The 23,713-nt window shown below is 45.3% G+C and carries 27 protein-coding genes; 11 read left to right on the forward strand and 16 right to left on the reverse strand.

Features of this window, described 5'->3' with window-relative positions:
• Positions 1-2: 2 nt before the first annotated feature.
• Together ASN18_RS16945 and ASN18_RS00215 are read left to right on the forward strand one after the other, a co-directional pair.
• Positions 3-488: a hypothetical protein gene (locus ASN18_RS16945; protein ID WP_157072739.1), complete on the forward strand. Its 486-nt coding sequence runs from the start codon at positions 3-5 to the stop codon at positions 486-488.
• A gap of 74 nt (positions 489-562) precedes the next feature.
• Positions 563-1,159 (forward strand): hypothetical protein, encoded by a 597-nt coding sequence (locus tag ASN18_RS00215; RefSeq protein ID WP_085050582.1) that lies wholly within the window; start codon positions 563-565, stop codon positions 1,157-1,159.
• Between the two features lie 6 nt (positions 1,160-1,165).
• On the opposite strand, the gene ASN18_RS00220 is transcribed toward ASN18_RS00215, so the two are convergent.
• Both ASN18_RS00220 and ASN18_RS00225 read right to left on the reverse strand, forming a co-directional pair.
• Positions 1,166-1,567 (reverse strand): response regulator, encoded by a 402-nt coding sequence (locus tag ASN18_RS00220; RefSeq protein WP_085050583.1) that lies wholly within the window; start codon positions 1,565-1,567, stop codon positions 1,166-1,168.
• Between the two features lie 31 nt (positions 1,568-1,598).
• A complete protein-coding gene (locus ASN18_RS00225) occupies positions 1,599-2,087 on the reverse strand; it encodes a hypothetical protein (RefSeq protein WP_157072740.1) in 489 nt (162 codons plus the stop codon).
• A gap of 361 nt (positions 2,088-2,448) precedes the next feature.
• Between ASN18_RS00225 and ASN18_RS00230 the strand changes: the two genes are divergently transcribed.
• Positions 2,449-3,609, forward strand: a complete 1,161-nt coding sequence (locus tag ASN18_RS00230; RefSeq protein ID WP_085050585.1) for an NAD(P)/FAD-dependent oxidoreductase — start codon at positions 2,449-2,451, stop codon at positions 3,607-3,609.
• Between the two features lie 32 nt (positions 3,610-3,641).
• Positions 3,642-4,352: a DUF1641 domain-containing protein gene (locus ASN18_RS00235; protein ID WP_085050586.1), complete on the forward strand. Its 711-nt coding sequence runs from the start codon at positions 3,642-3,644 to the stop codon at positions 4,350-4,352.
• 58 nt (positions 4,353-4,410) lie between these two features.
• Here the strand turns inward: ASN18_RS00235 and ASN18_RS00240 are convergent, their stop codons facing one another.
• The 11 genes from ASN18_RS00240 to ASN18_RS00290 form a co-directional block, all read right to left on the reverse strand.
• Positions 4,411-4,818, reverse strand: coding sequence for a bacteriohemerythrin (locus ASN18_RS00240; protein ID WP_085050587.1), 408 nt, complete (start codon positions 4,816-4,818; stop codon positions 4,411-4,413).
• 19 nt (positions 4,819-4,837) lie between these two features.
• The gene (locus ASN18_RS00245) at positions 4,838-5,245 is read right to left on the reverse strand and encodes a bacteriohemerythrin (protein WP_085050588.1); all 408 of its coding nucleotides are present in this window, start codon (positions 5,243-5,245) and stop codon (positions 4,838-4,840) included.
• Between the two features lie 9 nt (positions 5,246-5,254).
• A complete protein-coding gene (locus tag ASN18_RS00250) occupies positions 5,255-6,304 on the reverse strand; it encodes an HD domain-containing phosphohydrolase (RefSeq protein WP_306688450.1) in 1,050 nt (349 codons plus the stop codon).
• 40 nt (positions 6,305-6,344) lie between these two features.
• Positions 6,345-6,803: an N-acetyltransferase gene (locus tag ASN18_RS00255; protein ID WP_085050590.1), complete on the reverse strand. Its 459-nt coding sequence runs from the start codon at positions 6,801-6,803 to the stop codon at positions 6,345-6,347.
• The gene (locus tag ASN18_RS00260; RefSeq protein ID WP_085050591.1) at positions 6,757-7,329 is read right to left on the reverse strand and encodes a 2-oxoacid:ferredoxin oxidoreductase subunit gamma family protein; all 573 of its coding nucleotides are present in this window, start codon (positions 7,327-7,329) and stop codon (positions 6,757-6,759) included. The genes ASN18_RS00255 and ASN18_RS00260 overlap by 47 nt, the downstream gene beginning before the upstream one ends.
• Positions 7,330-7,336: 7 nt before the next feature.
• The gene (locus tag ASN18_RS00265; RefSeq protein ID WP_236861394.1) at positions 7,337-8,080 is read right to left on the reverse strand and encodes a thiamine pyrophosphate-dependent enzyme; all 744 of its coding nucleotides are present in this window, start codon (positions 8,078-8,080) and stop codon (positions 7,337-7,339) included.
• Positions 8,081-8,249: 169 nt separating this feature from the next.
• Positions 8,250-9,548 (reverse strand): diguanylate cyclase domain-containing protein, encoded by a 1,299-nt coding sequence (locus ASN18_RS00270; protein WP_085050592.1) that lies wholly within the window; start codon positions 9,546-9,548, stop codon positions 8,250-8,252.
• Positions 9,548-10,081: a V4R domain-containing protein gene (locus ASN18_RS00275; protein ID WP_085050593.1), complete on the reverse strand. Its 534-nt coding sequence runs from the start codon at positions 10,079-10,081 to the stop codon at positions 9,548-9,550. The genes ASN18_RS00270 and ASN18_RS00275 overlap by 1 nt, the downstream gene beginning before the upstream one ends.
• A gap of 146 nt (positions 10,082-10,227) precedes the next feature.
• Positions 10,228-11,139, reverse strand: coding sequence for a nucleotide-binding protein (locus ASN18_RS00280; RefSeq protein ID WP_085050594.1), 912 nt, complete (start codon positions 11,137-11,139; stop codon positions 10,228-10,230).
• A gap of 27 nt (positions 11,140-11,166) precedes the next feature.
• Entirely contained in the window at positions 11,167-11,637 is a 471-nt protein-coding gene (locus ASN18_RS00285) for a hypothetical protein (protein ID WP_085050595.1), read from the reverse strand.
• Positions 11,638-11,707: 70 nt separating this feature from the next.
• Entirely contained in the window at positions 11,708-12,964 is a 1,257-nt protein-coding gene (locus ASN18_RS00290) for a disk-shape morphogenesis protein volactin (protein WP_236861395.1), read from the reverse strand.
• Between the two features lie 163 nt (positions 12,965-13,127).
• On the opposite strand from ASN18_RS00290, the gene ASN18_RS00295 reads away from it, so the two are divergent.
• The 5 genes from ASN18_RS00295 to ASN18_RS00315 all read left to right on the forward strand — a co-directional run bounded on the left by ASN18_RS00295 (position 13,128) and on the right by ASN18_RS00315 (position 18,740).
• On the forward strand, positions 13,128-15,146 hold the full coding sequence (locus tag ASN18_RS00295) for a ferrous iron transporter B (RefSeq protein WP_085050596.1): 2,019 nt from the start codon (positions 13,128-13,130) through the stop codon (positions 15,144-15,146).
• A 61-nt stretch (positions 15,147-15,207) separates the two neighbouring features.
• A complete protein-coding gene (locus tag ASN18_RS00300; RefSeq protein ID WP_085050597.1) occupies positions 15,208-15,954 on the forward strand; it encodes a metal-dependent transcriptional regulator in 747 nt (248 codons plus the stop codon).
• Positions 15,955-16,019: 65 nt separating this feature from the next.
• Positions 16,020-16,247: a type II toxin-antitoxin system HicB family antitoxin gene (locus ASN18_RS00305; protein WP_236861396.1), complete on the forward strand. Its 228-nt coding sequence runs from the start codon at positions 16,020-16,022 to the stop codon at positions 16,245-16,247.
• Positions 16,244-16,474 carry a type II toxin-antitoxin system HicA family toxin gene (locus ASN18_RS00310; protein ID WP_085050599.1) on the forward strand — a complete coding sequence of 77 codons (231 nt, stop codon included), beginning with the start codon at positions 16,244-16,246 and terminating at the stop codon, positions 16,472-16,474. Before ASN18_RS00305 ends, ASN18_RS00310 begins: the two co-directional genes overlap by 4 nt.
• A 166-nt stretch (positions 16,475-16,640) precedes the next feature.
• Positions 16,641-18,740 carry a PAS domain S-box protein gene (locus ASN18_RS00315; protein ID WP_085050600.1) on the forward strand — a complete coding sequence of 700 codons (2,100 nt, stop codon included), beginning with the start codon at positions 16,641-16,643 and terminating at the stop codon, positions 18,738-18,740.
• Between the two features lie 68 nt (positions 18,741-18,808).
• On the opposite strand, the gene ASN18_RS00320 is transcribed toward ASN18_RS00315, so the two are convergent.
• Genes ASN18_RS00320 through ASN18_RS00330 form a run of 3 tightly spaced genes read right to left on the reverse strand, consistent with a single transcriptional unit; the run spans position 18,809 to position 22,533 of the window.
• Positions 18,809-20,884 (reverse strand): PAS domain-containing sensor histidine kinase, encoded by a 2,076-nt coding sequence (locus ASN18_RS00320; protein WP_085050601.1) that lies wholly within the window; start codon positions 20,882-20,884, stop codon positions 18,809-18,811.
• Between the two features lie 55 nt (positions 20,885-20,939).
• The gene (locus tag ASN18_RS17725; RefSeq protein WP_085050602.1) at positions 20,940-21,431 is read right to left on the reverse strand and encodes a hypothetical protein; all 492 of its coding nucleotides are present in this window, start codon (positions 21,429-21,431) and stop codon (positions 20,940-20,942) included.
• Between the two features lie 34 nt (positions 21,432-21,465).
• Positions 21,466-22,533 (reverse strand): hypothetical protein, encoded by a 1,068-nt coding sequence (locus ASN18_RS00330; protein WP_085050603.1) that lies wholly within the window; start codon positions 22,531-22,533, stop codon positions 21,466-21,468.
• Between the two features lie 303 nt (positions 22,534-22,836).
• Between ASN18_RS00330 and ASN18_RS00335 the strand changes: the two genes are divergently transcribed.
• The gene (locus ASN18_RS00335) at positions 22,837-23,328 is read left to right on the forward strand and encodes a peptidylprolyl isomerase (RefSeq protein ID WP_085050604.1); all 492 of its coding nucleotides are present in this window, start codon (positions 22,837-22,839) and stop codon (positions 23,326-23,328) included.
• A gap of 13 nt (positions 23,329-23,341) precedes the next feature.
• Positions 23,342-23,713 (forward strand): Hsp20/alpha crystallin family protein, encoded by a 372-nt coding sequence (locus ASN18_RS00340; RefSeq protein WP_085050605.1) that lies wholly within the window; start codon positions 23,342-23,344, stop codon positions 23,711-23,713.

The raw sequence follows: 23,713 nt of genomic DNA on the forward strand, positions 1-23,713 counted from the left end.
GAATGGATGAGGGTGTGGCGATCGCCTCAAACGCAAGCATTAGCTTACATCTGACACAAGCAAACCACACCCTATTCAGTTATTTATTAGCAGGCGCTGGTGCCGGAGCTGCCGCTGGTGCCGCAGGAGCAGGTGCCGGAGCTGCTGCCGCTGGTGATGCTGCCGGAGCCGTCGCTGGTGCCGCAGGAGCAGGTGCCGGAGCTGCTGCCGCTGGTGATGCTGCCGGAGCCGCTGGTGATGCTTCAGGTGCCGGGGCTGCCGGTGATGCCTCAGGTGCCGGGGCAGGTGCTGGCGCGGGTGTTGCCTCAGGCGTTGGCGCTGGTGTCGGTGCCTGTGTAGGCGCTGGTGTCGGTGTTGGCGATGGAGCCGGTGCTGGCGCTGGTTTACATGCCGCAAACGACATCACAAGCGCTGCAATAAGTGCAACGTACAATAGGTGCTTCATTCTTTACTCCCTCCTTCTTCTTTTAATCGGACCCTTCTACTAAAAGGTATAGTAATATAGCATAGGAATGGGATAATATACCAGCATTAAATTCAGAATTGTCTCAAATCATTTTTTATGACCATTAACGGCGGATTATACAGGAAACTATCGGGGCTTCTGAGCGCCTCCGGCTATGGTTTAATATTTAATCATGAAAAAGATGATTGCAGCCGTGCATTATTAATTAATGCAATAAGTTCTGCTATGAATATGCCGCAAATGTCGGGACTTAGGGCAATGGCATGGCAGTTGAGTGCGGAAATCGCAAATACCGGCCCGTTTATAACACCCGGCAACAATGCAGTCTGTCCACAGTGTGAGAGTGTCTGCTGTCTGAACAAGTTTGGACGCTATGATATCGGAGATATTATTTACATGACCGCGCTGGGTTATCAGCCGGATGAGATTTTACACAATAACGAGCCGGAGTGCCTGCCTTGTAAGTATCTGTCGCACACTGGCTGTAGTGTATCACGTCAGTTGAGGCCGTTTCGCTGTAACTGGTTTTTTTGTACCCCCATGATTGAATACATGGAAAGCGGCAGTAAAAAGGCTTACAGAGGATTTAACAGGCTGTTTCAGGACATCATCCAGCTTAGAAAAGCAATGCTTGATGAGTTTCACGCCGCCATCGTATTATTATTATCCGAATCAGAGTTGAATAAACCCTGACCAGCCCTACTGCCCATCATCTATCAGGCCATATTCCCTGAGCAATGCCATAAGTTTCTTCGTGTCGATGGGCTTAACCAGATAATCTGTACAGCCGCCATTGTAGTATGCCTCGATTATGTCTTTTGGCGAATCAAGGGCTGTGGTCATGATTATCTTCGCCGTGGGGTATCTTTTTACGCGGCTCTCAACCTCTCTCATTGCCTTAAGTGCCTCCATTCCGTCTAACACTGGCATCATTATGTCGAGACAGACAATGTCATATGGCGCGGCGTCTTCTAATGCCCGGGTAAAGGCATCAAGTGCCTCCCTGCCATTTTCGGAGACATCGCATATACCATATGGAGAGAGTAGTTTTTGGAGCAGTCTGCGTGATATTGGATCATCTTCGGTTATTAATACTTTCATTTCACTCCTTTATATATTGTTTAGGTTGCGCTTACTTACCGTTTGCCAGCTCCTCAGCACCACTGAAAGCTGAATCCCGCATTTTAATGCTGTCACTGCGCTTAAGTTTTACCTCATATCCAAGGGCCATTGTTACAATTTCAGCGGCCTGTAACGACAACGTCCTGTATGCCGATTTTATTTCCACCTTGTACACAAAACAGGGCCACAGCAAGACAACTAAGATAATCGGGACAACAAAATCTTGTGTCTTTCGCGGCACAACGCCCTTTATCGTGTCCATAATACAGTTATAGGCAAACTTAACTATAAAAATAACTACTCCTGTAAGAAATATCCCCGACGTAAGCGCCCATAGAATAAATGCCAGGGCAGAGCGGGCACTGATGCCTTCCTCGTCACCTTCTCTGAGCTTATGGGCAAATTTCAGAGATTTTATTTCAACACATTCTATGCCCCAAAGACAATACAACCAGTAAAATGCCAGTATGAGCCATAGGTAAAACAAGGCTCGTACCAACAGAAACCTGTTCTCATATAAATACTGTAGAGGGCTGTCCGACCGCCTGTTCATAAGTTTGCCTAACGCTGCAACACATTTTTATACTGCTGCACATGTACAGAATCGTACACAACTATATGATACATCATCATCAATAAATACATCAATAATTTAGACGCTGTGTATTAGTAAAATTATTTTACTTGACATTTTCGCACAATTTTGATTTAATTAAAAGGAGTATTACAGGCGCACAGGCAGGCCCGGAGAGGTCACAAGCTGCGCCGCAAGTTACATGTTAAGCAAGATATCCATGGTAGCAGTGAGGCAGTTGGTATAATAACATACCCTCTAAATAACTAAAAGCGAGGTAGCTGAAATGAAACGAATCGTAGTAATTGGAGGCGGCAGCGGCGGAGTTATGTTTTCTAACCGTATGAGAGGCGCATTCACTCCGGATGAAGTGGAAATTACAGTCATAGAAAGAAGCGAGAAGCATTTTTACCAGCCAGCCTTCACCCTGGTGGTGTTCGACCTGGATGACCCGGTCAATCTTATGAGACCTACAAAAGACCTGTTCTTTGAGGGAATCAAACTTATTCACGACGAGGCCACAAAAATTGACGCTGCAAATAACAAGGTATCCACTGCCAAAAGCGGTGATATATCATATGATTATCTCGTCATAGCTACTGGTGCCAGACTTATCTTCGATGAAGACCCTGAGGGGCTGAAAAGCGCCCTTGACAAGGGAACAAACACATTTAACTTCTATAAACTTGACGGGGCAATAAAACTTCGCGACGCCCTGAAGAGCCTCGATGGCGGTACAATTGTCTCATCAGTGTGTTCGATGCCCATAAAGTGCCCGGCGGCCCCGATGAAGTTCATTATGATGGCAGAAGATATGATGAGGGAAAAGGGCATAAGGAATAAGTTTAAGTTTATATTTACAACACCAATGCCGGCAGTGTTCAGCAGAGAGCCATACGCCTCAAAGCTGAATTCAATATTCGCATCGAGGGGAATCGAGACAGTAGCAAACTTCAACCCCTCTGAAGTTGACTCAGACAAGGGCGTTTTAAAGGATTTCGGGAAAAAAGAGGTAAGATTTGACACCCTTACAATAACCCCACCTCATGGCGGTGAAGCGATAATAGATAACTCAGAAGGCGTCGGCGACGCAGCAGGCTGGGTAACATGTGACAAAAACCTGATGGTGAGCAAGAAATACAGTAACGTATACGGTATAGGTGACGCCACAGACTTCCCTACATCAAAGACGGCCTCAGGCATAAGGAAACAGGCAAAGGTACTGGTAGCGCGCCTCGCGGCAGATATTACCGGAGTACCTACGAAGGCTGCATACGATGGCGAGATCATCTGCCCTATGCTGACAAAAAATAAACGTGTCATGTTCGCGCACTTCAATTACACAGAGGCCATTTCACCAGCGATTGAAAGTTATGCCAATTGGGTACTCAAAGTCCACATGCTCAGGCCGCTTTACTGGAATCTCATGTTGAACGCGTTAGTTTAACCTAACATGACTACATTTTTGAGGAGTGAGAGATGGCAAAGAAAATAACACCTACAAATGGCACAGCCGCCTCAGCAACCGAGCAGATGGCTTTGCAGATAGACGAGCTATACGGGAAGTTTAAGATCATTGAGAACTTCGTCAGTGATGTTATGCCGGGCATGGAAAAGGCGATGAAGGAGATTAATGAGACCATAAACGACCTGAGAATAAAGTTCGAGAGGGATGAAACCCTTCAGCTCCTGAAGAGTATTGGTGACAATATCCCGACCTTTGTCGAGTTATTAAAGGTCATGAAGGCAGTCAAGGGGTTTGCCGATGACCTTTCCCCTGCCTCAGACAAGGTAATGAAGGAACTGACACCGGCTATAAATACACTCAGATATGCCTACGAGAAAGACGAGACGATGGAGTTGTTACAAAAAACCGGAGAAAATATCCCAACTCTTATCAAACTGTTAGATTTTCTTGCATATTTTGACAAGAGCGGGGACCTTGACTTTACTCTTAAGACCGCGTTTGCCAAAGAGACTGAGTACATGATAAGAGGTATGGAAAAGTGCGCGGTTCGCACAATGCAGCAACTTATAGAAAAACCCCTTAAGCCTGGCCTTAAGAACATATTCTCGTCGTTGAAAGACCCCGAAGTCCAGAAGGGTTTTATACTGATGACCACCTTCGCCAGAAATATGCCTCAGTGTATGTTAGAGACTATCGAAGAAAGCGAAATAACCAAGAAATAGACCCCAGGCACCCAGATACCGGCTCCCGCAAACGCGGGAGTCAGGCCTATGCCTCTTATCAGGATACACCTTTTTCTTTCAGAAACGGCGAATACTTTTTGTCTGTCCCCATTATATGTTTGGTCAGCCATTCCTTGAGGAAGTTTAACAGAGCTAAATCGACCATAGCCTTTCCTTCTTTGAATTGCTTTTGAAAATCAACAATTTTTGCTATGAGGTCTTTATGTTCATGTTCATGTGCAGAGATCCATGGAAACGCAAGCTTGTTCAACAGCTTCTCTTCGGCTGTAAAATGGTATCTCGTATAGTCTATCAGCTCCCCTATAACAGGTTCAATCACGGTGCTGCCCTTTTTTGCTGATACTGCGTCAAAAAGGCCGTTGAGAAGTTTTAGGATTTTTTTGTGATGCTCATCAAACTCCTTAATATGTACACTAAGACTTTCATTCCATGTGATCAGCGGCATAAACCCTCCGTATTATGTTTTAAGATACACCTTTTTCTTTTAGAAATGATGAGTATTTCTTGTCTGTTTCCATTATGTGTTTTGTCAGCCATTCCTTTAGGAAATTCAGCAGCTCCAGGTCAATCATGGCCTTACCTTCTTTAAACTTTTTTTGAAAATCATTAATTTTTGATGTCAGATGCTCATGTTCTGCTTTGTGCCTTGCATATCCGGGGAACGAATATCTGGACATTAACTTTTCTTCGGCTGCAAAATGGTAATTCTTATACGCTATTAACTCTACAAGAATAGGCGCTACAACAAGATTACCCTGTTTTTTTGTAACTGCATCAAAAAGGTCGTTAAGAAATCTTACGACATTCTTGTGATGAGTATCAAACTCCTCAATAGACACACTAAAAGTGTCATTCCAAGTAATTAGTTTCATAAACGGTCTTCACTCCTGAAATTTGAAATCTTTCCCGAAGACATTCAAACACGCATCCACAACATCGGGGTCATAGAGAACCCCTCTCCTGTCTGAAATCTCCCCGAGGGCCATGTCCAACCCCAGGGAAGGACGATATGGCCTGCCTGATGACATAGCCTCAACTACATCGGCGACATTTAATACCCTTGCCTCAACAAGTATGTTACTGCCGTTAAGTCCAAGCGGATAGCCTGAGCCGTTATATTTCTCATGGTGCTGCAAGACAATATCTGCCAGTGGAAATGTAAAGTCAATCTTTCTCAAAAATTCATAACCTGCCATCGCATGTGTCTTTACCACAGCACGCTCAATCTCGGTCAGCCCTGCCGGTTTTGTAAGTATTTCAGCCGGGACATGCATCTTGCCAATGTCATGAAGCATGGCGGCAATTTTTATTTTAAATATTATGTCCTCGGACAGGGACATCTCTGCCACAATCGCCTCAGACAGCCCTGCCACCCGCCTCTGGTGGTCTGCCGTGAAATGGTCTATGGTTGCGAGGGCATGGCTGGCGGCCTCAACCGCTCCCATAAGCATTCTCTTCATCTTTTCATAGCGGTCTCTCAGCAGCTGCACCTCGCGCTTAATTATCGAAGTATCATCTGTGGGGGTTTGTCTGCGGATTAATATCTTATTTAGCAAGTTGAACAAGTCATCCTTGTCGATTGGTTTTCTGACATAGGCATCTGCTCTGAGTTCTATTGCTTTTATCATGTATGATACATCGGTAAAGGCAGTTGTTATTACTACCGGTGTATCCGGTGAGCGTTGTTTGATGTTTTTTATCATCTCAATGCCGTCCATTATCGGCATTTTAATATCTGTGATTACAATGTCAGGCGTTTTGGCGATGAAAACCGACAGCCCTTCCTCTCCATCCATTGCCGTTAGGACTGTCTTAAAACGTCGTGTAAGAAACCTCATCAGTCCCTCTCTGATCTTATCGTCGTCCTCGACGTACAGGACAGAGACATCGATTAGCTCGGGTCTGTTTGAGGTGTCAGTGTTACCGTTAATTTTTTCTTCTCCTTATTTCTTCAGGCTTCTTCAGGTTTCTTCAGGCATTATTAACATCTACTATCACCGCCTGTTCATCACAGCCAGGAAATTTTGAACAGCGAATACAATCTCCCCATATTTTATGTGGAAGCAGCGCCTTATCTATCTCTCTAAACCCTAACTTCATAAAAAACCCCTTTACATAGGTCAGCGCAAACACCTGCCCTACCCCCAGGCCCTTGGCCTCATCCTTACAGCAGTCAATAAGCCTGCGCCCTATACCTTGCCTTTGTGCAGAGTCACTTACGACCAGGGATTTTATCTCTGCCAAATCCTCCCATAATATATGCAACGCACATGCCGCAACAATATGGTCTGTCTCACAAACATAATAATCCCTGATATTCTCATACAGCTCATTTAAAGACCGCGGCAGCATCAACTCTCTGGAGGCATACTGGTTTATTAGCTTATGTACATACCCTATGTCTGAAATAACTATTTTCCTGATTTTCAACTATCTCGTATCCTTTTAATATAGCCCGTTTGTTAATAGACAGTGCCTTAAGCATACACTCAGACATATCACTTTCAATGGCGCTGAACAGGTCTTCCTTTGCCAGCAGGCCGGTGATGGCTGCCGCTGCCCCAAGCATTATCATGTTTGCCGCTTTGGTGTTGCCAAGCTCTCTGGCTAAAGCGGTAACGTTTATGCCAATCGCCCCATTGTGAATGCTGCTGTCGTGCGTTATCAGCGATGAGTCGTACAGCAGATAACCGTCTTTGTTGAGACGCGGAGTAAATTTCTGTAACGACGCCTCTGTAAACACCACAAGTATGTCTGCGGAACTAAACACCGGTGAGCCTATCGGCTCGTCAGAGATTACTACTGCACAATTAGCCGTGCCGCAGCGCATCTCAGCACCATAGGATGGAAACCAGGTCACATTTTTGCCATCCAGCATCGCTGCACTGGCTATAACTTTCCCCATGAAAAGTATCCCTTGACCACCTGAGCCTCCTATTAAAATCCGTTTTTCCATTTGCTGATTACCCTGCGTATATATCTTTAATAATTCCGCTTTTATAAACGCTCATCATCTCGTTTTTTATCCATTTCATAGAATCTGCCGGCGTGTAATGCCAGTCGGTTGGACACGGTGAGAGTATTTCAAGAAAACTGAACCCCTTCTTTTCAATCTGGTTTTCAAAGACTTTTCTTATCAGCTTCCTCGTAGCCAGGACATTTTTTATATCCTCAAGCGAGGTGCGCGCTACAAAGACCGCACCGTCTATTGTTGCTATCAGCTCTGATACCTTTAGCGGAAAGCCCTCATTCGTACTGGACTTGCCCTTAGGGGATGTAGTTGTCTGCTGCTTTAGAATCGTCGTTGGGGCCATCTGCCCGCCTGTCATGCCGTATGTGGCGTTGTTGATAAAAAATATTGAGAGATTATCCCCCCTGTTAGCGGCGTGAATTATCTCAGCCGTGCCGATTGCGGCTAAATCCCCGTCACCCTGATATGAAAACACTACAGCGTCCGGATGAACCCTCTTAAGGGCAGTAGCAACGGCCGGGGGTCTGCCGTGGGCACATTCTATCACATCGAAATTAAAATAATCGTATGCAAATACCGCACAGCCCACCGGGGCTATCCCTATAACACGCTCCCTGATGCCTAGCTCATCAATGACCTCGGCTATCATCCTGTGCAGAATGCTATGTCCACATCCAGGACAAAACCGAAACGGTGTCTCAGTCAGGCTTTCAGGCCGTGTAAATACCTTTTTCACTCCCACATCCTTTTCTTGCCTCTTAGTCTCGGGCAGTCTCGGGTGAATAATACCCCGCTTATGCAAATCACACAATCTCAGTAATTATAACATATTACTATTATGTTTAACAGATAAATTAAAGAAAAATACGACAGCGGGGCAGATTCCAGCGGCCAGTAAACCCTTTTTATCCGACGCGCTGCTGCTTGCGCGATACCTTGTCGTCGTACATGCGTTTGTCGGCCTCTTTAAGGGCAGATGGGATGTCTCCGGCGCTATAGGCCGTTGCCGTCCCCAGAGATATAGACACCGGCATGTTGCCGCTGTTCTTGTTATACTGCTCCTGATATATCCTTATACGACCAATTGATTTGGCAGCTAATTCCTCATCAGTCATGTTGAGAATAATCAGGAATTCATCTCCACCCGTGCGCGCTACTACATCACTCCCACGAAACGCCATCTTCAGCACATCTGATGCCCCCCTGATAAGTTGGTCACCTGCCTCATGTCCGATTGAGTCGTTAACACGTTTCAGGCCGTCAAGGTCTGCTACTATAAAGCTGACCGGAAACAGCGGGCCATTGGCTATACGTCCTAACTCATCATCGAAGTAAGCACGGTTATAAAGCCCTGTCATGGAGTCGTGCGTGCTTTCGTATTTTAGTTTTTCCTCTTCTCTTTTACGCTCTGTAATATCCCTGGATATGCCTACGAATTCTTTGATATTCCCATCAGTGCTGATAATAGCCGAGATGACCACCTCTACAGGGATTATCCTTCCATCCTTGCAAACCTGTTCAATTTCAATCCTCTCGGAAAAGCTGTCTAATGTGCCGGTCTCACTGTAGAACGAAAGTTTCTGCATCAGAATGTCCTGAACATATGCGTATGACTTCGGCGTCAGGGCCTGGGCAAATTTCTCATTGATGGCCTCATCGACCGTAAACCCTCTCAAAGATGCTATCGACGGGCTTACGTATGTAAAACTATCCAGCGAGGCATCAAGCGTCCAGATTACGTCGCTTACACTTTCAGCAATCAGCCTGAATCGCTCCTCGCTCTGCTGCAGCTCTGCCGACATGAGCTGCAGCTCCATCATGTCTTCATTCAGACGCTCATACGCCTGTTCAAGCTCAGCACGTGACTCACCCAATGTTACCACCATGGTGTTAAAGGCCTCCGCAAACTCCCCCATAAATTCAACACGCTGGGAGAAATCACCAAGGGCAATCTGCTTAGTCTGCCATGTAAGGTGTTTTAGGCTTGAGTGGAGTGCCTTCAGGCTGCCAACAACCGGCCCCATCCCAGCCTGCCCCATCGTTTGGCTGAGGTCACCACTGCTAAGTGCCAGGGTGAAATGCCTGATTGCATCCAGATAGCTGGTAAGTCTGGCAAGCTGCACAGCATAGTCTACATCCGGAGGTACAACCGGGATGCGGCCTTTGGAAAGCTGCTCAAGAATAGACGCAACTCGCTCGTCCATCAGTCCTCATTAACAACTGCTGTGAAGCGGCAGGTGCGGTCCCCCGTACACCAGCAGTCAACCTCTTTTACCGTAAAAGACTTACCTGAAAAGCTCTTTAAAATAGCGGCAAGAAATCCCTCATCAAAGGTGCATAACTCTACTCCTGTATCAGGCAGCCCTGAGCAGTCCAGGTCCTCTGCCACTGTTACTGTTATACGGCCATTGTCCAGGTCTGCCTCTTCCACGCGAAGGATACCAATGCCCATATCTTTCAATACGCTCTGAAGTTTCTTGATTAGCTCATTTACATCTCCCTGGGGCCCGATGAGATTGTCGTAAATCGCCTTGCCCGCCAGAAAACCAGCCTCATGAAACACTCTGTCTGCCTCATCAGCGCCGTAGCGCTCCTCAAGTACATCCCTAAAACTGTACTGCATCAGACGGTAGACCTCTACCCGCATATTATGACCAAGATTAGGACGTCCTAATTCTAAATCCCCAAGCAAATCCCAATTGAACTTGTACTTGCGATTAATAATGCCCTCCGGCATATACCACTCCTCCTTTGTGTTTGGTCTTTGTGTTTGGTCACTCTGGTGTCTCGCACACACCGCATGTCATCTTACCAACTGCTTGCAATAGTAACATATCTCACTTTATTGATGCAATACCTGGTGCATCATAAATAAATTGGCGCTTACTGTACTACCGCACTCATGCACTTATAGGCGAGTTCTTTAATGGCTACTGAAAACGGTGACATTGGTTCGCTGAGAATTGCAGGTTTTGTCTTGAATAACGCGCGTTTTACGGCTTCGTCTGCTGGCAGTGTTATCATGACCTTTGCGTTTAAGTTTGTGTACTGCTTTACAAGGTTTTGGATTACCATGCCCGTGCTAACATCCCGCGCAGATTGAACCATGTTGATAATAAAACTGGGGGTGAAGCGCGCAATTTTATTACGGGCAGATTCCACAGCCTTTTCGTCTATTTTTTCTGCCTCTTTGAGGAACTTTTCTATAGTGTTTAAATGGGGATTTGCATCGACATCCTTTGCCTTGTCTATGAGTTCTGTGAACTGGTCGGCATATGTCTCCTTAAAATGAAATGTCAACAGCCTGAATATCGCTGTTTTAATAAAACCATATGCCTTCATCAATGATGTCACCTCGGGGGTGGTCACCAAAAGCCCGATTTGAGCTATGAACATAAAATCTACTACGTTGTAGGCCGAACCCGCAGATAAATCCAGAATCACTACATCGCAGTCAAGTTTTGAAATGTGTCCTATCAGCTTGAGCTTCTGCTGGAATGGCATATTGGCTATATCGGGGATTTTAGAGCCTCCGCAGATGAGCTTTAAGTTCGGTATATCTGTTTCGATGAGCGCCTTATCAAGGGTTTTTATATGTTTAAGGACAAAATCGTCAAGGGAATAATCGTAACTCCTTACCCCCAGGATAACATGCAGATTTGCTCCACCCAGGTCAAGGTCAACGGCAATTGTCTTCTTGCCAGTGGCGGCTATAGCGATGGCAAGGTTGGCAGATATGGTGCTTTTTCCAACGCCCCCTTTTGGCCCTACTATGGCAATAACTTTCTTTGGCATGTTATACGCTCCTGTCCATAATGTATTTCACTTTATATTGAGAAATCCTATAAGATTATCCAGCAGGACATCTGACTCAGATTGCCTTTTCTGCCCGGCAGCGGTATCGGTAAGGAGCATTTTAACTTTTGAGGCTATCAGCACAGGGTCAAACGGGGTATCCATACACCAGTCACTTACCACATCTTTTAAAATCGACGAATCCCTGCTCTCTGAGTTCCCTATAGCTAATACTTTAAATAGCAGCGCCTGCGCAAATAAATGTACACAGGAATTCCTGAATTTATCCAGTTCCCCTTGAAAATATCCCTTTGTATCCAGTACCACAACTGCTGGCTTATCCCTGGTAATCGTCTCTGTTGTATAGAGCAAATTCTTAAGCAGTATAGGCTCATGCTGTCCGCTGCTATGGTATGCAACTGGATATGTCGCGCCTGACGGCGTACCGCCTGTTGACACGGGAACATCAACCCATTTCTCAAGTGCCTTCTGTATCATGCTTCCTCTAATAGTATCGGCTGAAAAAACTACTATCTTAAGAGGCATTTTTACCGTTGACAGCCCTGTGTTAACGAGACTCTGCCATGGCCATTACCAATGCACCTTTGGCTGTGGCATTAAGTGGTTCTCTTGCTACCCTGATTGAGGATATCTCAATCGGCAGCCTGATAGCATTGAGGGCCTTCTCAAATTTTTCCTTACAACCTTTCGGCATGGATGTGCCGCCGCTTAACACTATTGGAATTGGTTCGATGATCTTTGGGATATGATCAGAGGATGTTATCACATCCTGAATACTCCTTACGAGGTGATTGATAAGGTCGTTATAATAGAGGTGCATGGTCAGCTCCAGCTTGTTTTTAGGCAATACGGAGAGGTCCAAAGACTCTTCTTTGATGACCTTTATCTTCGTGGCAGGCTCACCTACCTCAAGGCTAGACATCTCATCGATATAATCCCCACCCTTCTGAATACTGTACGTGATTACCGGTACAGACAAATATGACAGACACACATTACACATACCACCGCCCATGCTTATCCCAATGCCGGTGAAGTTTTCATCCGCCAGCTCGGACATCACCACAGCGAGGCCCTCGTTTATTGAAACAGGCGTGTAACCAAGCGTCTCCAGATACATCTTGATTATTGATTCATGCCCGGTAATGATTACTTCCTTTTCTATCGGCTGACCGGGGATGCTGAAACATATTATTTCACCAAACTTCTTAGGTTTTTGAATCAGGGTGTTGATTATAGACTGTATGACGATAACAGCCTCGTCTTCACGCGGGCTTAGGAGACCTTTCTCCATCGATTTTCTCGTGTTGGAGTTAAACATATTGGCAAAGCCCTCAGCTGAGTAGCCGATTATATAGTAGCGCTTGTTATGTTCGAAAAACATGACATTGTTTTGTGTGAGTATCTGCTTGGTGAATTTGGACTGAGGTATTGTAAAAAACGCATTGAGCTGCTTAACCATTTGTATCTTATTGCCCTTGTTCTGAGCCATGACTATGTTGCTTGTGCCAACGTCAAGTCCTACCGGACCCCATGGGCTTTCAGGTTCACCACCTACCCCCATCTCATGTGTAACAGTGGGTTTCTGGGCTGCCCTTACTGCTGATTCTATTTGCTGGTCTGAGACACTTGGCGGAGCTGGAGATGACTCCACGCGTGGAAGCTCAAATCTTATCGTATCGGGAGGCCTGCTTTGAGCTGGGGCTGCAACTACGTCAGCAGGCGGCGCGGGCGGAGTTTCAATCTCAGTAAGTCGCTGCTTTAACTTCTCTATCTCTTTTTGATAATCGCTTGCTTCTGCCATATTAATCCTCCATATTTTAGTATATCTCTATTCATCTCTATTTGTTCAGTTGCATTAAGTCGAAACTTGTGTTATCTTAAACGTGCAGTAGATATTAATGCTATTTTACCTGTGTTGTCAAGTAAAATATTTAAAATGTAAGGTAAGTTATTAAGCTAATACTGTGAAAAAAAACGATATGAAAGAGACCCTCGGCAGCGCTGAGAAGTCCCACAGCCATCAGATGCCGCTAGCCCCAGTTGCAGCGGAACTTCCCACTCCAAGGAAAGTATCCCAAAAAGTAATTGTCACCGGCCTGCCAAACAGCGGCAAGAGCCAGATATTTAACAACCTCACAGGTGAATACTCAATAGTTGCCAACTACCCCCTATCGACCGTATGCGTAAAACAAGGGCAATTCCGCATGGGCGATGAACAATATGAGGTCTATGACACGCCCGGGCTTTACTGCCTGTTCATCCATTCGGAGGACGAACTCGTAGTGCGTGACTTGATATTTCAGGAAAAACCTGATGTGTTACTTTTATGTATCGATGCAAACCTGCTTAAACAATCGCTTGCCCTGGCCGCCGACCTCATAGAGCTTCAAATCCCAATGGTAATAGCGATAAACGCCATAGATGAGACCGCAAGAAAGGGTCTGTGGATAGACTCCGCCACGCTGTCTCAAATCACCGGAGTTCCAGTGGTTGAGTCTATCGCTATAAAGGGAATCGGCACGAACAAGCTCAAAAGCGCGATTCAAAAGGCACGCGTTGGGAGCCTTTCAATTCACTACGGCGATATTATGACAAGGGGCATCTCCACTGTGGAATCTCTTCTGCCTGAGGCACTTCCATATAAGCATAAAACGTCTATGTTAGCGCTGCTTAACGACCCTTTTCTGGATAACTACTTAATAGATAATGTCCCCGAAGAACAGCTCCAAAAGATACAAGACACTGTAGACGAGATTCAGGACTATTTTAAGGGTAATCTTGCCAGAACCATAAATCATAAACGGGCAGAATGGGTAGATTCCGTAACAGAAAAGATAATCAGAAGGCAGGTGGCATTTGCAGGAAGGGTATCTGAGACGATTGCCCGGATGTGCCGGTCAGTAGTTTTTGGCGTGCCGATTCTTATGGGCATTATAGTTATCACATATTTTTTGGTTGTAAACGTAGCCGACTGGCTGTCTAAACGACTGGATGCTATTCTTTGGGCACCGGTGCAGGAATACCTGAATGCGCTTATTCCATATCCATTTTGGAATGAATTCTTTATAGGCCAATACGGGGTGCTAACGCTTGGTGTTGCGGGGGCAATATTAACAGTGCTGCCTATACTTTCGGTATATTTTATTTTATATAACATACTGGAGGACGTGGGATATATACCGAATCTAAGTGTCCTGTCAAGGCGCGTATTCGATAAAATAGGCTTGAGCGGGGCGTCGATTATGCCAATGGTGCTGGGGTTTGGGTGCAAGACAATGGCCACGCTTACCGCAAAGACGTTGACATCGCCGAAGGAAAGGTATATTACCACCTTCTTAATAGCGTTTGCCCTGCCCTGCGCCCCGCAGATTGGGCTTAATATGAGTCTTTTGGGCAAAGTAGGGATAACGGCCTTTATCATAACCTTCTCCGTGCTTGCCACCATAGAGGCAGTAACCGGTCTCATCCTGAATAAAATTATCAAAGAGGACGACAAGAACTGTTTTATACAGGCGCTGCCAGCAATCAGAATGCCGAACCTGAAGGCCGTTATTAAGAAGACCTACTACCGTCTGTTCTGGTTTTTAGAGGAGGCGCTGCCAGCGTTTATGTATGCCGCCATTGCCATGTTTACGCTGGATAAGACAGGGTTATTAAAGGCTTCTAAGGTATTTCTTCAACCTGTAGTTGAAAGATTTATGGGGCTGCCAACTGAGATGGTAGACGCCCTTATTCTGGTAATCGCAAGGCGGGAGGCCGCCGCTAGTGTGATAATAAAGATGTCTGAAAACGGACACTTAAATTATGTTCAGAGCATCGTAGCCGTTGTCCTGACCACGATGTTTGTACCATGCATGGCCCATATAGGGATAATCGTAAAACAGCAGGGATGGAAGTCCACAGTATTTATGGTATTTACGATGACGATTACATCAGTGATTATTGCTGGGATTTTGAACAAACTATTACTATTATTTTTCTGATTTATTCGGCTTTATTCGGCGCCCTTCGGGGTGTGATCAACAAACAGGAGGTATCAGTTAAATGAAAAATTCAGTGGAGATAGATGAGTACCTTGAGGCCCTATGGCATATGAAAGAGGACGCTAAGACCTCGATAACCGAATTGAAGGCTGAAATAGGGGATAATTTCAGCAAGGAGATATTCTACGAATGTCTTAACGACAACCTTGCAGCGGTATCTGATGACGATAAAACAGTAACGCTTACAACAAAAGGCGAGGAGCGCGCCAGACGCATAATCCGCGCCCACAGGCTTGCCGAAAGGCTGTTGTTTGACGTGATGGGAATGAGTAAAAACATTGAGGAGGGCGCTTGTGAGTTTGAACACATGGTTACGCCAGCCCTTGTTGACAGCATTTGCACAATGCTTGGACACCCGAAGGAAAGTCCGCAGGGCCTGCCGATTCCACCCGGTGAGTGTTGTGAAAATGCCACCACTACAATAGAAAGCTCAGTCATACACCTCACTGAGCTGGAGATAGGACAAACCGCGCGCGTGGCATACGTAAACTGCAGAAAGGACCATGAGCTTCACAGATTAAACGGCCTTCAGATAAGACCCGGCGTATACATAAAACTCCACCAGACATATCCATCGTTTGTCATCGAGTGCGAAGGGTCTAATATCGCCTTAGATGATGAGATTGCCAATAACATCTGCGTGTGGCGCGAAAAGAAATATATGTCAAAGACTAATGACGCAGTGAAAAAACGCTCTATCTTCGGACGAGGCATAGGGATATTCAAAAAGTGTAGAAATGTCAACTGAGAGAACTAATACTCCAGCGCTTTAACACACGACAAAATGTTAAATTTTCTCAAAACAGGAGGCATATGATGAGCGCTTATAAGTTTTCAGTGATAACGGAAAAGAATGGCGAAGGCTATTTTGCTTTCTGTCCAGAGCTTCAGGGATGCTATACACAGGGGGATTCTTATGAAGAGGTTATGGAAAATATCAAAGATGCAATTCGTCTCCACATTGAAGATAGAGTGGAAAACGGGGAAGAAATTCCACAGCCTGATTCAGTGAGTCTAACCCTGATGGAAATCGCAGTATGAGTGAGAAACTTCCAAGAGTGACCGCCGCTGATATAATCAAAATATTAGAAATGGTTGGATTTGTCTTTTCGAGACAAAGCGGAAGTCACAAAATATTTAAGAATAAGGAAGGAAGGAGGACAACCGTCCCTTATCATTCAGGAAAAATCCTGAATCCGAAAACTTTATCAAGCATTCTCAGGGATGCTGATCTAACCGTTGAGAAATTCAAAGACCTATTGAGATAATCACACCCTCATGGTGAGAGGTCACACTCTGACTTCGTTAAAAGGCATAGGGATATTCAGAAATGTCAACTGAGAAAACTCCCCCAAAGTAAACTTTTCCGTCCATTGTACCGAACTAGCTTATGTATGGTGAAACTATGCGTAACAGGAGGACAGACTACAAACAATGGATACAGGGATTTTCCTTCAGAGGATTTTACAAGGTGTTTTCGCTTTTGACTTCATCCACTTAACAGTGTACTTATTTGCGTTTGCAGCGATAAGGAGATACATAAAGCTGAGGCGACGGCGGCATAAGGCCATGAATCACCCTCAACCCCCTAGCGAGTTAGATAACAGTTTCAATATCGTACAGACTTGCAGCACCCCCAAGCCCCTGTCATGCGAATTGCCTGAGTCTGAGACAGCAGAACACTCAAAGTCTCTTGAGGAATATAAGGCCATTTTCGACAGCGTACCACTTGGCCTGGCATACTTAGATACCGAATTTAATGTCTTAAAAATGAACCGCTTCCTTTATGATTTTAACGGACTAAAACCAGAAGATGTCATCGGCAGGCCATGTTTTAATACCATTGGTGAATTCGCAGCAGATAATTCCAAATGCGGCACGGCTAATGTGTGCAGCTACTGCAAAACATCAGATGCCCTTATGACCGGCAGGCAAACTGTTACAGAAAGACCCATAGGAGAGCGTTTTGCTAAGATTACAACCATACCGCAATTCAACGGCAATAACTCAATCAACCATATCCTTGAGGTTGTCGAAGACATAACATGGCAGAAAGAGGCGGAGGAGTTTATCGTTCGCCACTATCAGGTGCAGGGCACTATTAACTCCATTTTACGGATTTCCATAGAACCGATTTCTCTTACCGATGCCCTTCAGCAGGTGCTTGAGCTGGTGTTGTCCATACCAAGATTCTCATTCCAGTCAAAGGGTTCAATACACCTTATGGACGATGAGGCACAGACACTTGTACTGTGTGCCAGACATAATTACACCGAAGCCCAGGTGACGGCCTGCGGTACACTCGCCATTGGCAGCTGCCTCTGCGGTTTAGCGGCTGCAACAGGTGAAGTTGTCTACTCCGAAACACTTGATGACCGCCACACTATATGCTATGACGGCAGAGTACCACACGGGAATTACTGCATCCCCATTGTTAATGACAATAAAGTACTTGGCGTCTTAAACGTCTCAATCCCTGAAGGGCATAAGAGGTCTGCCGCAGAGGAGGACTTATTGAGCGCCATTGCCAATACGCTCTCAGGCGTGATTGTGCGTAAACGCAGCAATGCCTTGGTCATAGAGCGTGAAGAGCATTTCCGGTCAGTTGTGGAATCCACAAGAAACGCAATCGTTACAGTAAGCAGCCGTGGGTTTATAACTTTCTGGAATAATGCCGCTGAAGATATTTTTGGGTTTACCTTTGATGAGGTCAGAGGTATGCCACTGACGAAAATAATACCTGAGAGATTTCAAAAAGATCATACAGCAGCAATAAGCAAGGTTCTGAAGGCGGGGAAGGCCCGCGTCATAGGGGAAACCACCGAGATATATGGACTCAGGAAGGACGGAAGCGAATTCCCTGCTGAATTTTCAGTAGCACGATGGGAGGCAAGCGCCGGGGCATTCTACACTGCTGTCCTGGTTGATATAACAAAGCGCAAACAGACGGAGGAATGCCTTGCAAAGAGTTTTGATAATCTGAGAAAGGCCGTTGGCGGGATAATCAATACCCTTACAATGGCAGTCGAGGTAAAGGACCCCTACACCGCCGGGCATCAAAAGAGGGTTGCCGACATTGCCAGAAAGATAGCTACTGAGATGGGACTGTCAAAAGAACAAATCGAAGGTGTGCGCATGGCCGGCTCCATTCATGACCTCGGTAAGATATGGGTGCCATCGGAAATCCTCAGTAAACCAGGACGACTGCACGACAGCGAATTTACTTTGATAAAAAATCACTCAAACGTGGGATTTGACATCCTTAAAACCATCGATTTCCTCTGGCCTATCGATCAAATGGTCCTTCAGCACCACGAAAGATTAGACGGTTCCGGTTATCCACAAGGTCTCAAAGGAGACAACATCCTGATAGAGGCCAGAATCATATGTGTTGCCGACATTGTAGAGGCCATGTCCTCTCACAGGCCATACAGGGCATCACTTGGCATGGATATTGCGATGAATGAGATAGTCTCAAACAAGGGGATTCTCTACGACCCGGATGTTGTGGAGGCATGTCTTGACATAGCATGAGCAGTCTTTCTCCTCAGCTCAGGGGGCGCACAGGGTGTCTACTGTTAATCCTGCGCTGATATTATGTCCTACTGAGCTTGAAGCTCTATGCGAAACTCTGCCCCGACACTGGTATTCCTGGCAGTCAGTTTGCCGCTCATCCTGCTTTCAATTATTGTTTTAGACATGTACAGGCCTATGCCGGTGCCTTCTTGTTCCGGCTTCGTTGTGAAATAGGGGTCGAATATTCGTTCGATGATTTCCGGGGGAATGCCGCCGCCGTTGTCAGTTATCACGATTATTATTCTATTGTCATCCTTTGAAAGAGAGATATTAATTATGCCCTCACCCTTTTTATTGGAGATTGCATCCTTTGCATTGTTTACCAGGTTTAATATTACGTGTTTTATTTCATTTGTATAACCTGTTATTTCGTAATTATCAGATAAATTTCCTCTATTAAATGAGACGATAATGTTGCCTTTTTTAAATAAGGCCTCATTCATAAAGAGTATATCCTCTATTGCTTTTACTATACTGAATCTCATTTTTTCTTTTGACGGTCTTAAGAAATCTCTGAAATCGTCAACAGTTTTTGTCATAAACGCTATCTGTTCCAATACACTTTTTACCGCCTTTTTTATATATTCCTCGTCCAGGCCTTCATATCCGAATGCGTCTTCTAAGTCCTGAACGATTAAACCAATAATATTCAAAGGCTGCTTCCACTGATGGGCCACAACTGCTATCATCTCTCCCATTGTTGCCAGCTTTGATTGCTGAACAAGCAGCTGTTCTCTTTTTAGCTTGTTTCTTATCTCTTCATTTACCATCTGTTGGAGATTCTGTGCCACATCTTCCATCATCTGTTCGGATTTTCTTAACTGTTCCATCTCCTGTTTGCGTATCGTAATGTCTCTGATAACGCCTGTTGAGCCGTAAGATTGCTTTGTTTTTATCAGTCCCAGGGTTCCTGCGAACTCTTTTTCCATAGATGATTCATTGACCTCATAGACACCGCTGCTATTTACCTCTCCAACAATTATATCAGTGCTGCTGTTTGGGACGGTCTGTTCATGTTTTTTCACAATATGGACTTCCAGTCCAAAGGTACCTCTTTGACCAGTTCTCCGTTCGTCAAATAATTTTGGGATGCCACCCTTTTCCAAAGGTTTTGATAATACGGCGTTACGGCTTACGGAGTCAACATCTTCCGGCGACAGGATTTTACTGAAATGTTGACCTATAAGTTCATCCGGCTCATATCCAAGCGACCTGACCGCGTTGTTGATAAATATAAAAATTCCGTCTTTGTCAACCATATACACTACGTCAGGTATAGTTTCTATAAGGATTTTATATTTTTCTTCCGAGGCCTGTAGTCTTAGAAGATGTTCTTTTTGCCTGTTTGAGATTTCCCAATTGTATATTTTTAAAATATTAATCATGGAAAAGGCCAAAACAAGGGCTATGCCTGCCCGCAATACCTGAACAGGAATACCAGTTATTTGCAGGAATAAAGCGGAGTTGAGGACATTAGCAGGAAAGAAATCTCCTCTGCTTACAACCAACCCGCCAAATACTGAATACAAAAAAAAGGCCGCACTCATTATAATAAAATACCTCTTAATATTTATAACTGACAACATCTTCTTTTCACAGCGATAGTACGAATAAAAACCATAGGCCGCCATTAACGAACCAGGAAAACCCAGGATATATCTTGCTGCGGCGCTGCCCACTTTTGAGATGTCATTATAAACAATGGAGATAAAGCAAACGGCACCAGCCGCCACGACAGTCAACCACCAGCCCATATATTTGGCGGCCATCAATTGACACGAAGGAGAATCATTAATCGAAACCCTTATGACCCTCCTTCCAAATTCGAATAAAACGACATAAGAACCAGCCAGAAAAAACCATCCTATTAAAGCTAAAGTCTTGTTTTCACCCTTAATAACCTTCCACATGTCCAGCCACTCGTTTACCCCGTGGGTTAACCCAAAGGCAGCCAAAAGCCAAAGTATCTTTGTCCACTTAAATGCACTACCTTCTTTCAGTTGCAGAGCGATGGCAAGACCCATCAGTACAAATGACAATCCATAGACAAAAAATACAATGTCCATGTTATTGCCAAATATGCTGGTTACGTCTAAAATCAAGAATCCCCCTTAATTTGTCAAGAACTGCGCCATCCCCCTTTGAACCACAGACAGCTCAATGGGGATGTTTCACACCAGGACCCCGTATACTGCCCAGTTGCCCTGGCCTCGGCGCCAGATGCATACCTGACCACGGGCCGCTGGGAAGTGGACCTCCAGGGTGCAAAACCGGCGCGTTGGGATGAATAACAGGGTCAAGGGGAATCGGCAGTACCGGTGGAATCGAAATTGTTACCGGCGGTAATACCGGGGGCGGCGCAATAACCGGAATCAAAGGCAGCGGCGGTGGAACCGGCACCGGTGGCGGTGGATCAAATATTGGCGGGGGCGGCGGGCCAAAATCCAATATGACCGGCCTCATATCAGGATAATATGGCGGCGGCAGGACTGGTCGTGCGGGCGCAGGCGGCATCGGTGGCGGCCCCACGTAAACCGGCAGTGGCGGCGGGCCTACTATATCCGGCGGTTCGCTCTGTGCCGTTTGCACTGTAAGTACTATCAAAAACATGATTACTGTCAACGCTGTCAATATAGGTTTTCTCATCATATTCATCTCCTTTTAAATAAAAAAGTTATGTAACTCAGCGTGAAAACACCTTTTCCCTTGCATTTGTTATTAATAAATCCATCATTTTCCCCATGTTCAGGAGTACAGAGCTGGCACTTTTTGCAAATGTGTCACCGGCAGAGGGCTTTGCGCTTGCTTTATTGACAATCTTACCGGCGCTTATATCAAGGTCAATCTTATCGTTGATTATCCTGGTATAGAGTTCTATCATCTGCACATTGGCGGCAAATCCCGGCTCTTTTTTGAAGGCATCGGCGGCGGCGTTTGCCTTTGCGCTTAACAGGTGATAATTTTCAGCTATATCTGATTTTCCAGCAAGGGTATACGCGTAAACCTCCTCTATTTCAGCGGCGGTCAATACAAAAAATTGTGCAAAAGAAAGAATCGCCTGAACTGCCGGGTCATGCGCTGCCGGTAATGTGTCTTTGAGTATCAGCGCAATTAGCTCCTCAGCGCTGGCAACAGTCTTTGCCGTGTTTCCCCTTATAGCCAAAACATGAGAGGGGTCAACCTTATGTGTCTTAGGATATTCGTCCATTAAATGCATCATATCGTCTTCTATGTATTTCTTTATCGTATACAGCCTGTTAAACAGTATCTGTGTGTTTACGTTGCCCTTTAGGATGGAAGTTTCATATAACCAGAGGGCAATCCTGTTGAATATAATCATCTTCCTATAAAAATCCTCTCTTTCCTTTGGTGATTTAACCGAGGAAAACCCCTTCCCTACTGCCTCAAGTAAGTCTGCCTCCATTTTATACAGATACACAATGGACGTCATCGCTGCCTTATAATCTGTCTCAGATTTAACGTCAATTTTCATGGCGGCGTGTTTGTGCATCGGGCAGTCGTAAGGTGTTGTGTTATCAATAGATGTGAATTGCTGGGACTTGCAGTGTTGGCATTGGCCTCCAGCCTTTGGGCACATGTGTTTTGCGTACTGGTGGCCTGAAGATACACCACTTTTACAAGGGCACTCATGTGCAGCGTCACATATAGCAGGATTGTACCAGCCCAGTGCCGCAACGGCAAGCAGAAACAGAATTGTTTTAAACGTTTTGGCAGCAACATTAGCTATCAATAGAGTATCCTCCCTGGAATGCGTTGAATGAACCGGCAGTGCGCCGGGTATCCTTAATTGAAAATAACATGTCTGCCATTATATTGTCAAATGTCAGATGGTATTAACCGTCAGAAAAACGTTTATTAACACTCCAGGGAAAAAAACTGTTGACGCCGGTAAATCATTTTTACTACACTTAGTTATCCAGCGGCGATATCCAGCGGCGATATTCAGCGGCGGTGTAACGAGTTGGCATGCGGGTTGTTTATCCAGGTAATATTAAGCAGCAGCTAGCCGCAGCGAAAAAAGGAGATAAAGGCAATGGCAGAAAAACACGCAGTAATAGAGACAACCTTTGGCAGTATTAATCTGAAATTTTACCCTGAAATAGCGCCAAACCATGTGAGGAATTTTATAGAGCTGGCAGAAAAGGGTTTTTATAACGGCACGACATTCCACCGCGTCATCCCCGGGTTTATGATTCAGGGCGGCGACCCCAATACAAAAGATCATGACAAAATGACTCACGGCATGGGAGGCCCCGGCTATACGGTAAAGGCCGAATTCAACAACAAGCAGCACAAGCGCGGGATACTGTCGATGGCACGGGCGCAGCACCCTGACTCAGCCGGCTCACAGTTTTTTATCTGCGCGGCAGATTCTCCATTTCTTGACGGGCAATATACGGTATTCGGAGAGGTCGTAACGGGTATGGATGTCGTCGATAAGATTGTCTCTGCACCCAGAGACCAGCGCGACAACCCCAATGAAAGAATTGAGATAACTGTCGGGATAATTGAATCAGAGGTTTGATGAGGCTAAGAACTTGAAAAATAAAACAGAGGAAAGGATATTTTGCGCGGCAGAGACTACTATACCGCTTCCACCTATGGATATTTATGAGACCACTGATATGCTGATATTCGACATAGACCTGCCAGGAGTGGACCTCCAGGATATGTCAATAAAAGTATATGACGAAATAGTCGTTATCGAGGGAATAAGGACCAAGTTGTCAATAGATAACCGCCGCTTTCTGTGCATGGAAAGGATTAACGAGACCTTCAGGCGGATGATCAAACTGCCGGTAAGGGTTAATACGGCGTCGGCAACGGCAGTTTATAAGGACGGGGTTATCACGTTGAGTTTCCCTAAGATAAAAGACAGGGTATTCCAAATCAGAATTGAAAAGGAGTGA

This window comes from Candidatus Magnetominusculus xianensis (assembly GCA_001541255.1).
GTDB lineage: Bacteria > Nitrospirota > Thermodesulfovibrionia > Thermodesulfovibrionales > Magnetobacteriaceae > Magnetominusculus > Magnetominusculus xianensis.

What these genes read in the sequence shown, in the direction of transcription:
- ASN18_RS00240 (WP_085050587.1), bottom strand. Translation starts at nt 4,818, where the DNA reads ATGCCGCTGATCACATGGAATGAAAGTCTTAGTGTACATATTAAGGAG.
- ASN18_RS00315 (WP_085050600.1), top strand. Translation starts at nt 16,641, where the DNA reads ATGGATACAGGGATTTTCCTTCAGAGGATTTTACAAGGTGTTTTCGCT.
- ASN18_RS00280 (WP_085050594.1), bottom strand. Translation starts at nt 11,139, where the DNA reads ATGCCAAAGAAAGTTATTGCCATAGTAGGGCCAAAAGGGGGCGTTGGA.
- ASN18_RS00290 (WP_236861395.1), bottom strand. Translation starts at nt 12,964, where the DNA reads ATGGCAGAAGCAAGCGATTATCAAAAAGAGATAGAGAAGTTAAAGCAG.
- ASN18_RS00245 (WP_085050588.1), bottom strand. Translation starts at nt 5,245, where the DNA reads ATGAAACTAATTACTTGGAATGACACTTTTAGTGTGTCTATTGAGGAG.
- ASN18_RS00275 (WP_085050593.1), bottom strand. Translation starts at nt 10,081, where the DNA reads ATGCCGGAGGGCATTATTAATCGCAAGTACAAGTTCAATTGGGATTTG.
- ASN18_RS00270 (WP_085050592.1), bottom strand. Translation starts at nt 9,548, where the DNA reads ATGGACGAGCGAGTTGCGTCTATTCTTGAGCAGCTTTCCAAAGGCCGC.
- ASN18_RS00220 (WP_085050583.1), bottom strand. Translation starts at nt 1,567, where the DNA reads ATGAAAGTATTAATAACCGAAGATGATCCAATATCACGCAGACTGCTC.
- ASN18_RS00310 (WP_085050599.1), top strand. Translation starts at nt 16,244, where the DNA reads ATGAGTGAGAAACTTCCAAGAGTGACCGCCGCTGATATAATCAAAATA.
- ASN18_RS00305 (WP_236861396.1), top strand. Translation starts at nt 16,020, where the DNA reads ATGATGAGCGCTTATAAGTTTTCAGTGATAACGGAAAAGAATGGCGAA.
- ASN18_RS00260 (WP_085050591.1), bottom strand. Translation starts at nt 7,329, where the DNA reads ATGGAAAAACGGATTTTAATAGGAGGCTCAGGTGGTCAAGGGATACTT.
- ASN18_RS00285 (WP_085050595.1), bottom strand. Translation starts at nt 11,637, where the DNA reads ATGATACAGAAGGCACTTGAGAAATGGGTTGATGTTCCCGTGTCAACA.
- ASN18_RS00235 (WP_085050586.1), top strand. Translation starts at nt 3,642, where the DNA reads ATGGCAAAGAAAATAACACCTACAAATGGCACAGCCGCCTCAGCAACC.
- ASN18_RS16945 (WP_157072739.1), top strand. Translation starts at nt 3, where the DNA reads ATGGATGAGGGTGTGGCGATCGCCTCAAACGCAAGCATTAGCTTACAT.
- ASN18_RS17725 (WP_085050602.1), bottom strand. Translation starts at nt 21,431, where the DNA reads ATGATGAGAAAACCTATATTGACAGCGTTGACAGTAATCATGTTTTTG.
- ASN18_RS00230 (WP_085050585.1), top strand. Translation starts at nt 2,449, where the DNA reads ATGAAACGAATCGTAGTAATTGGAGGCGGCAGCGGCGGAGTTATGTTT.
- ASN18_RS00215 (WP_085050582.1), top strand. Translation starts at nt 563, where the DNA reads ATGACCATTAACGGCGGATTATACAGGAAACTATCGGGGCTTCTGAGC.
- ASN18_RS00300 (WP_085050597.1), top strand. Translation starts at nt 15,208, where the DNA reads ATGAAAAATTCAGTGGAGATAGATGAGTACCTTGAGGCCCTATGGCAT.
- ASN18_RS00335 (WP_085050604.1), top strand. Translation starts at nt 22,837, where the DNA reads ATGGCAGAAAAACACGCAGTAATAGAGACAACCTTTGGCAGTATTAAT.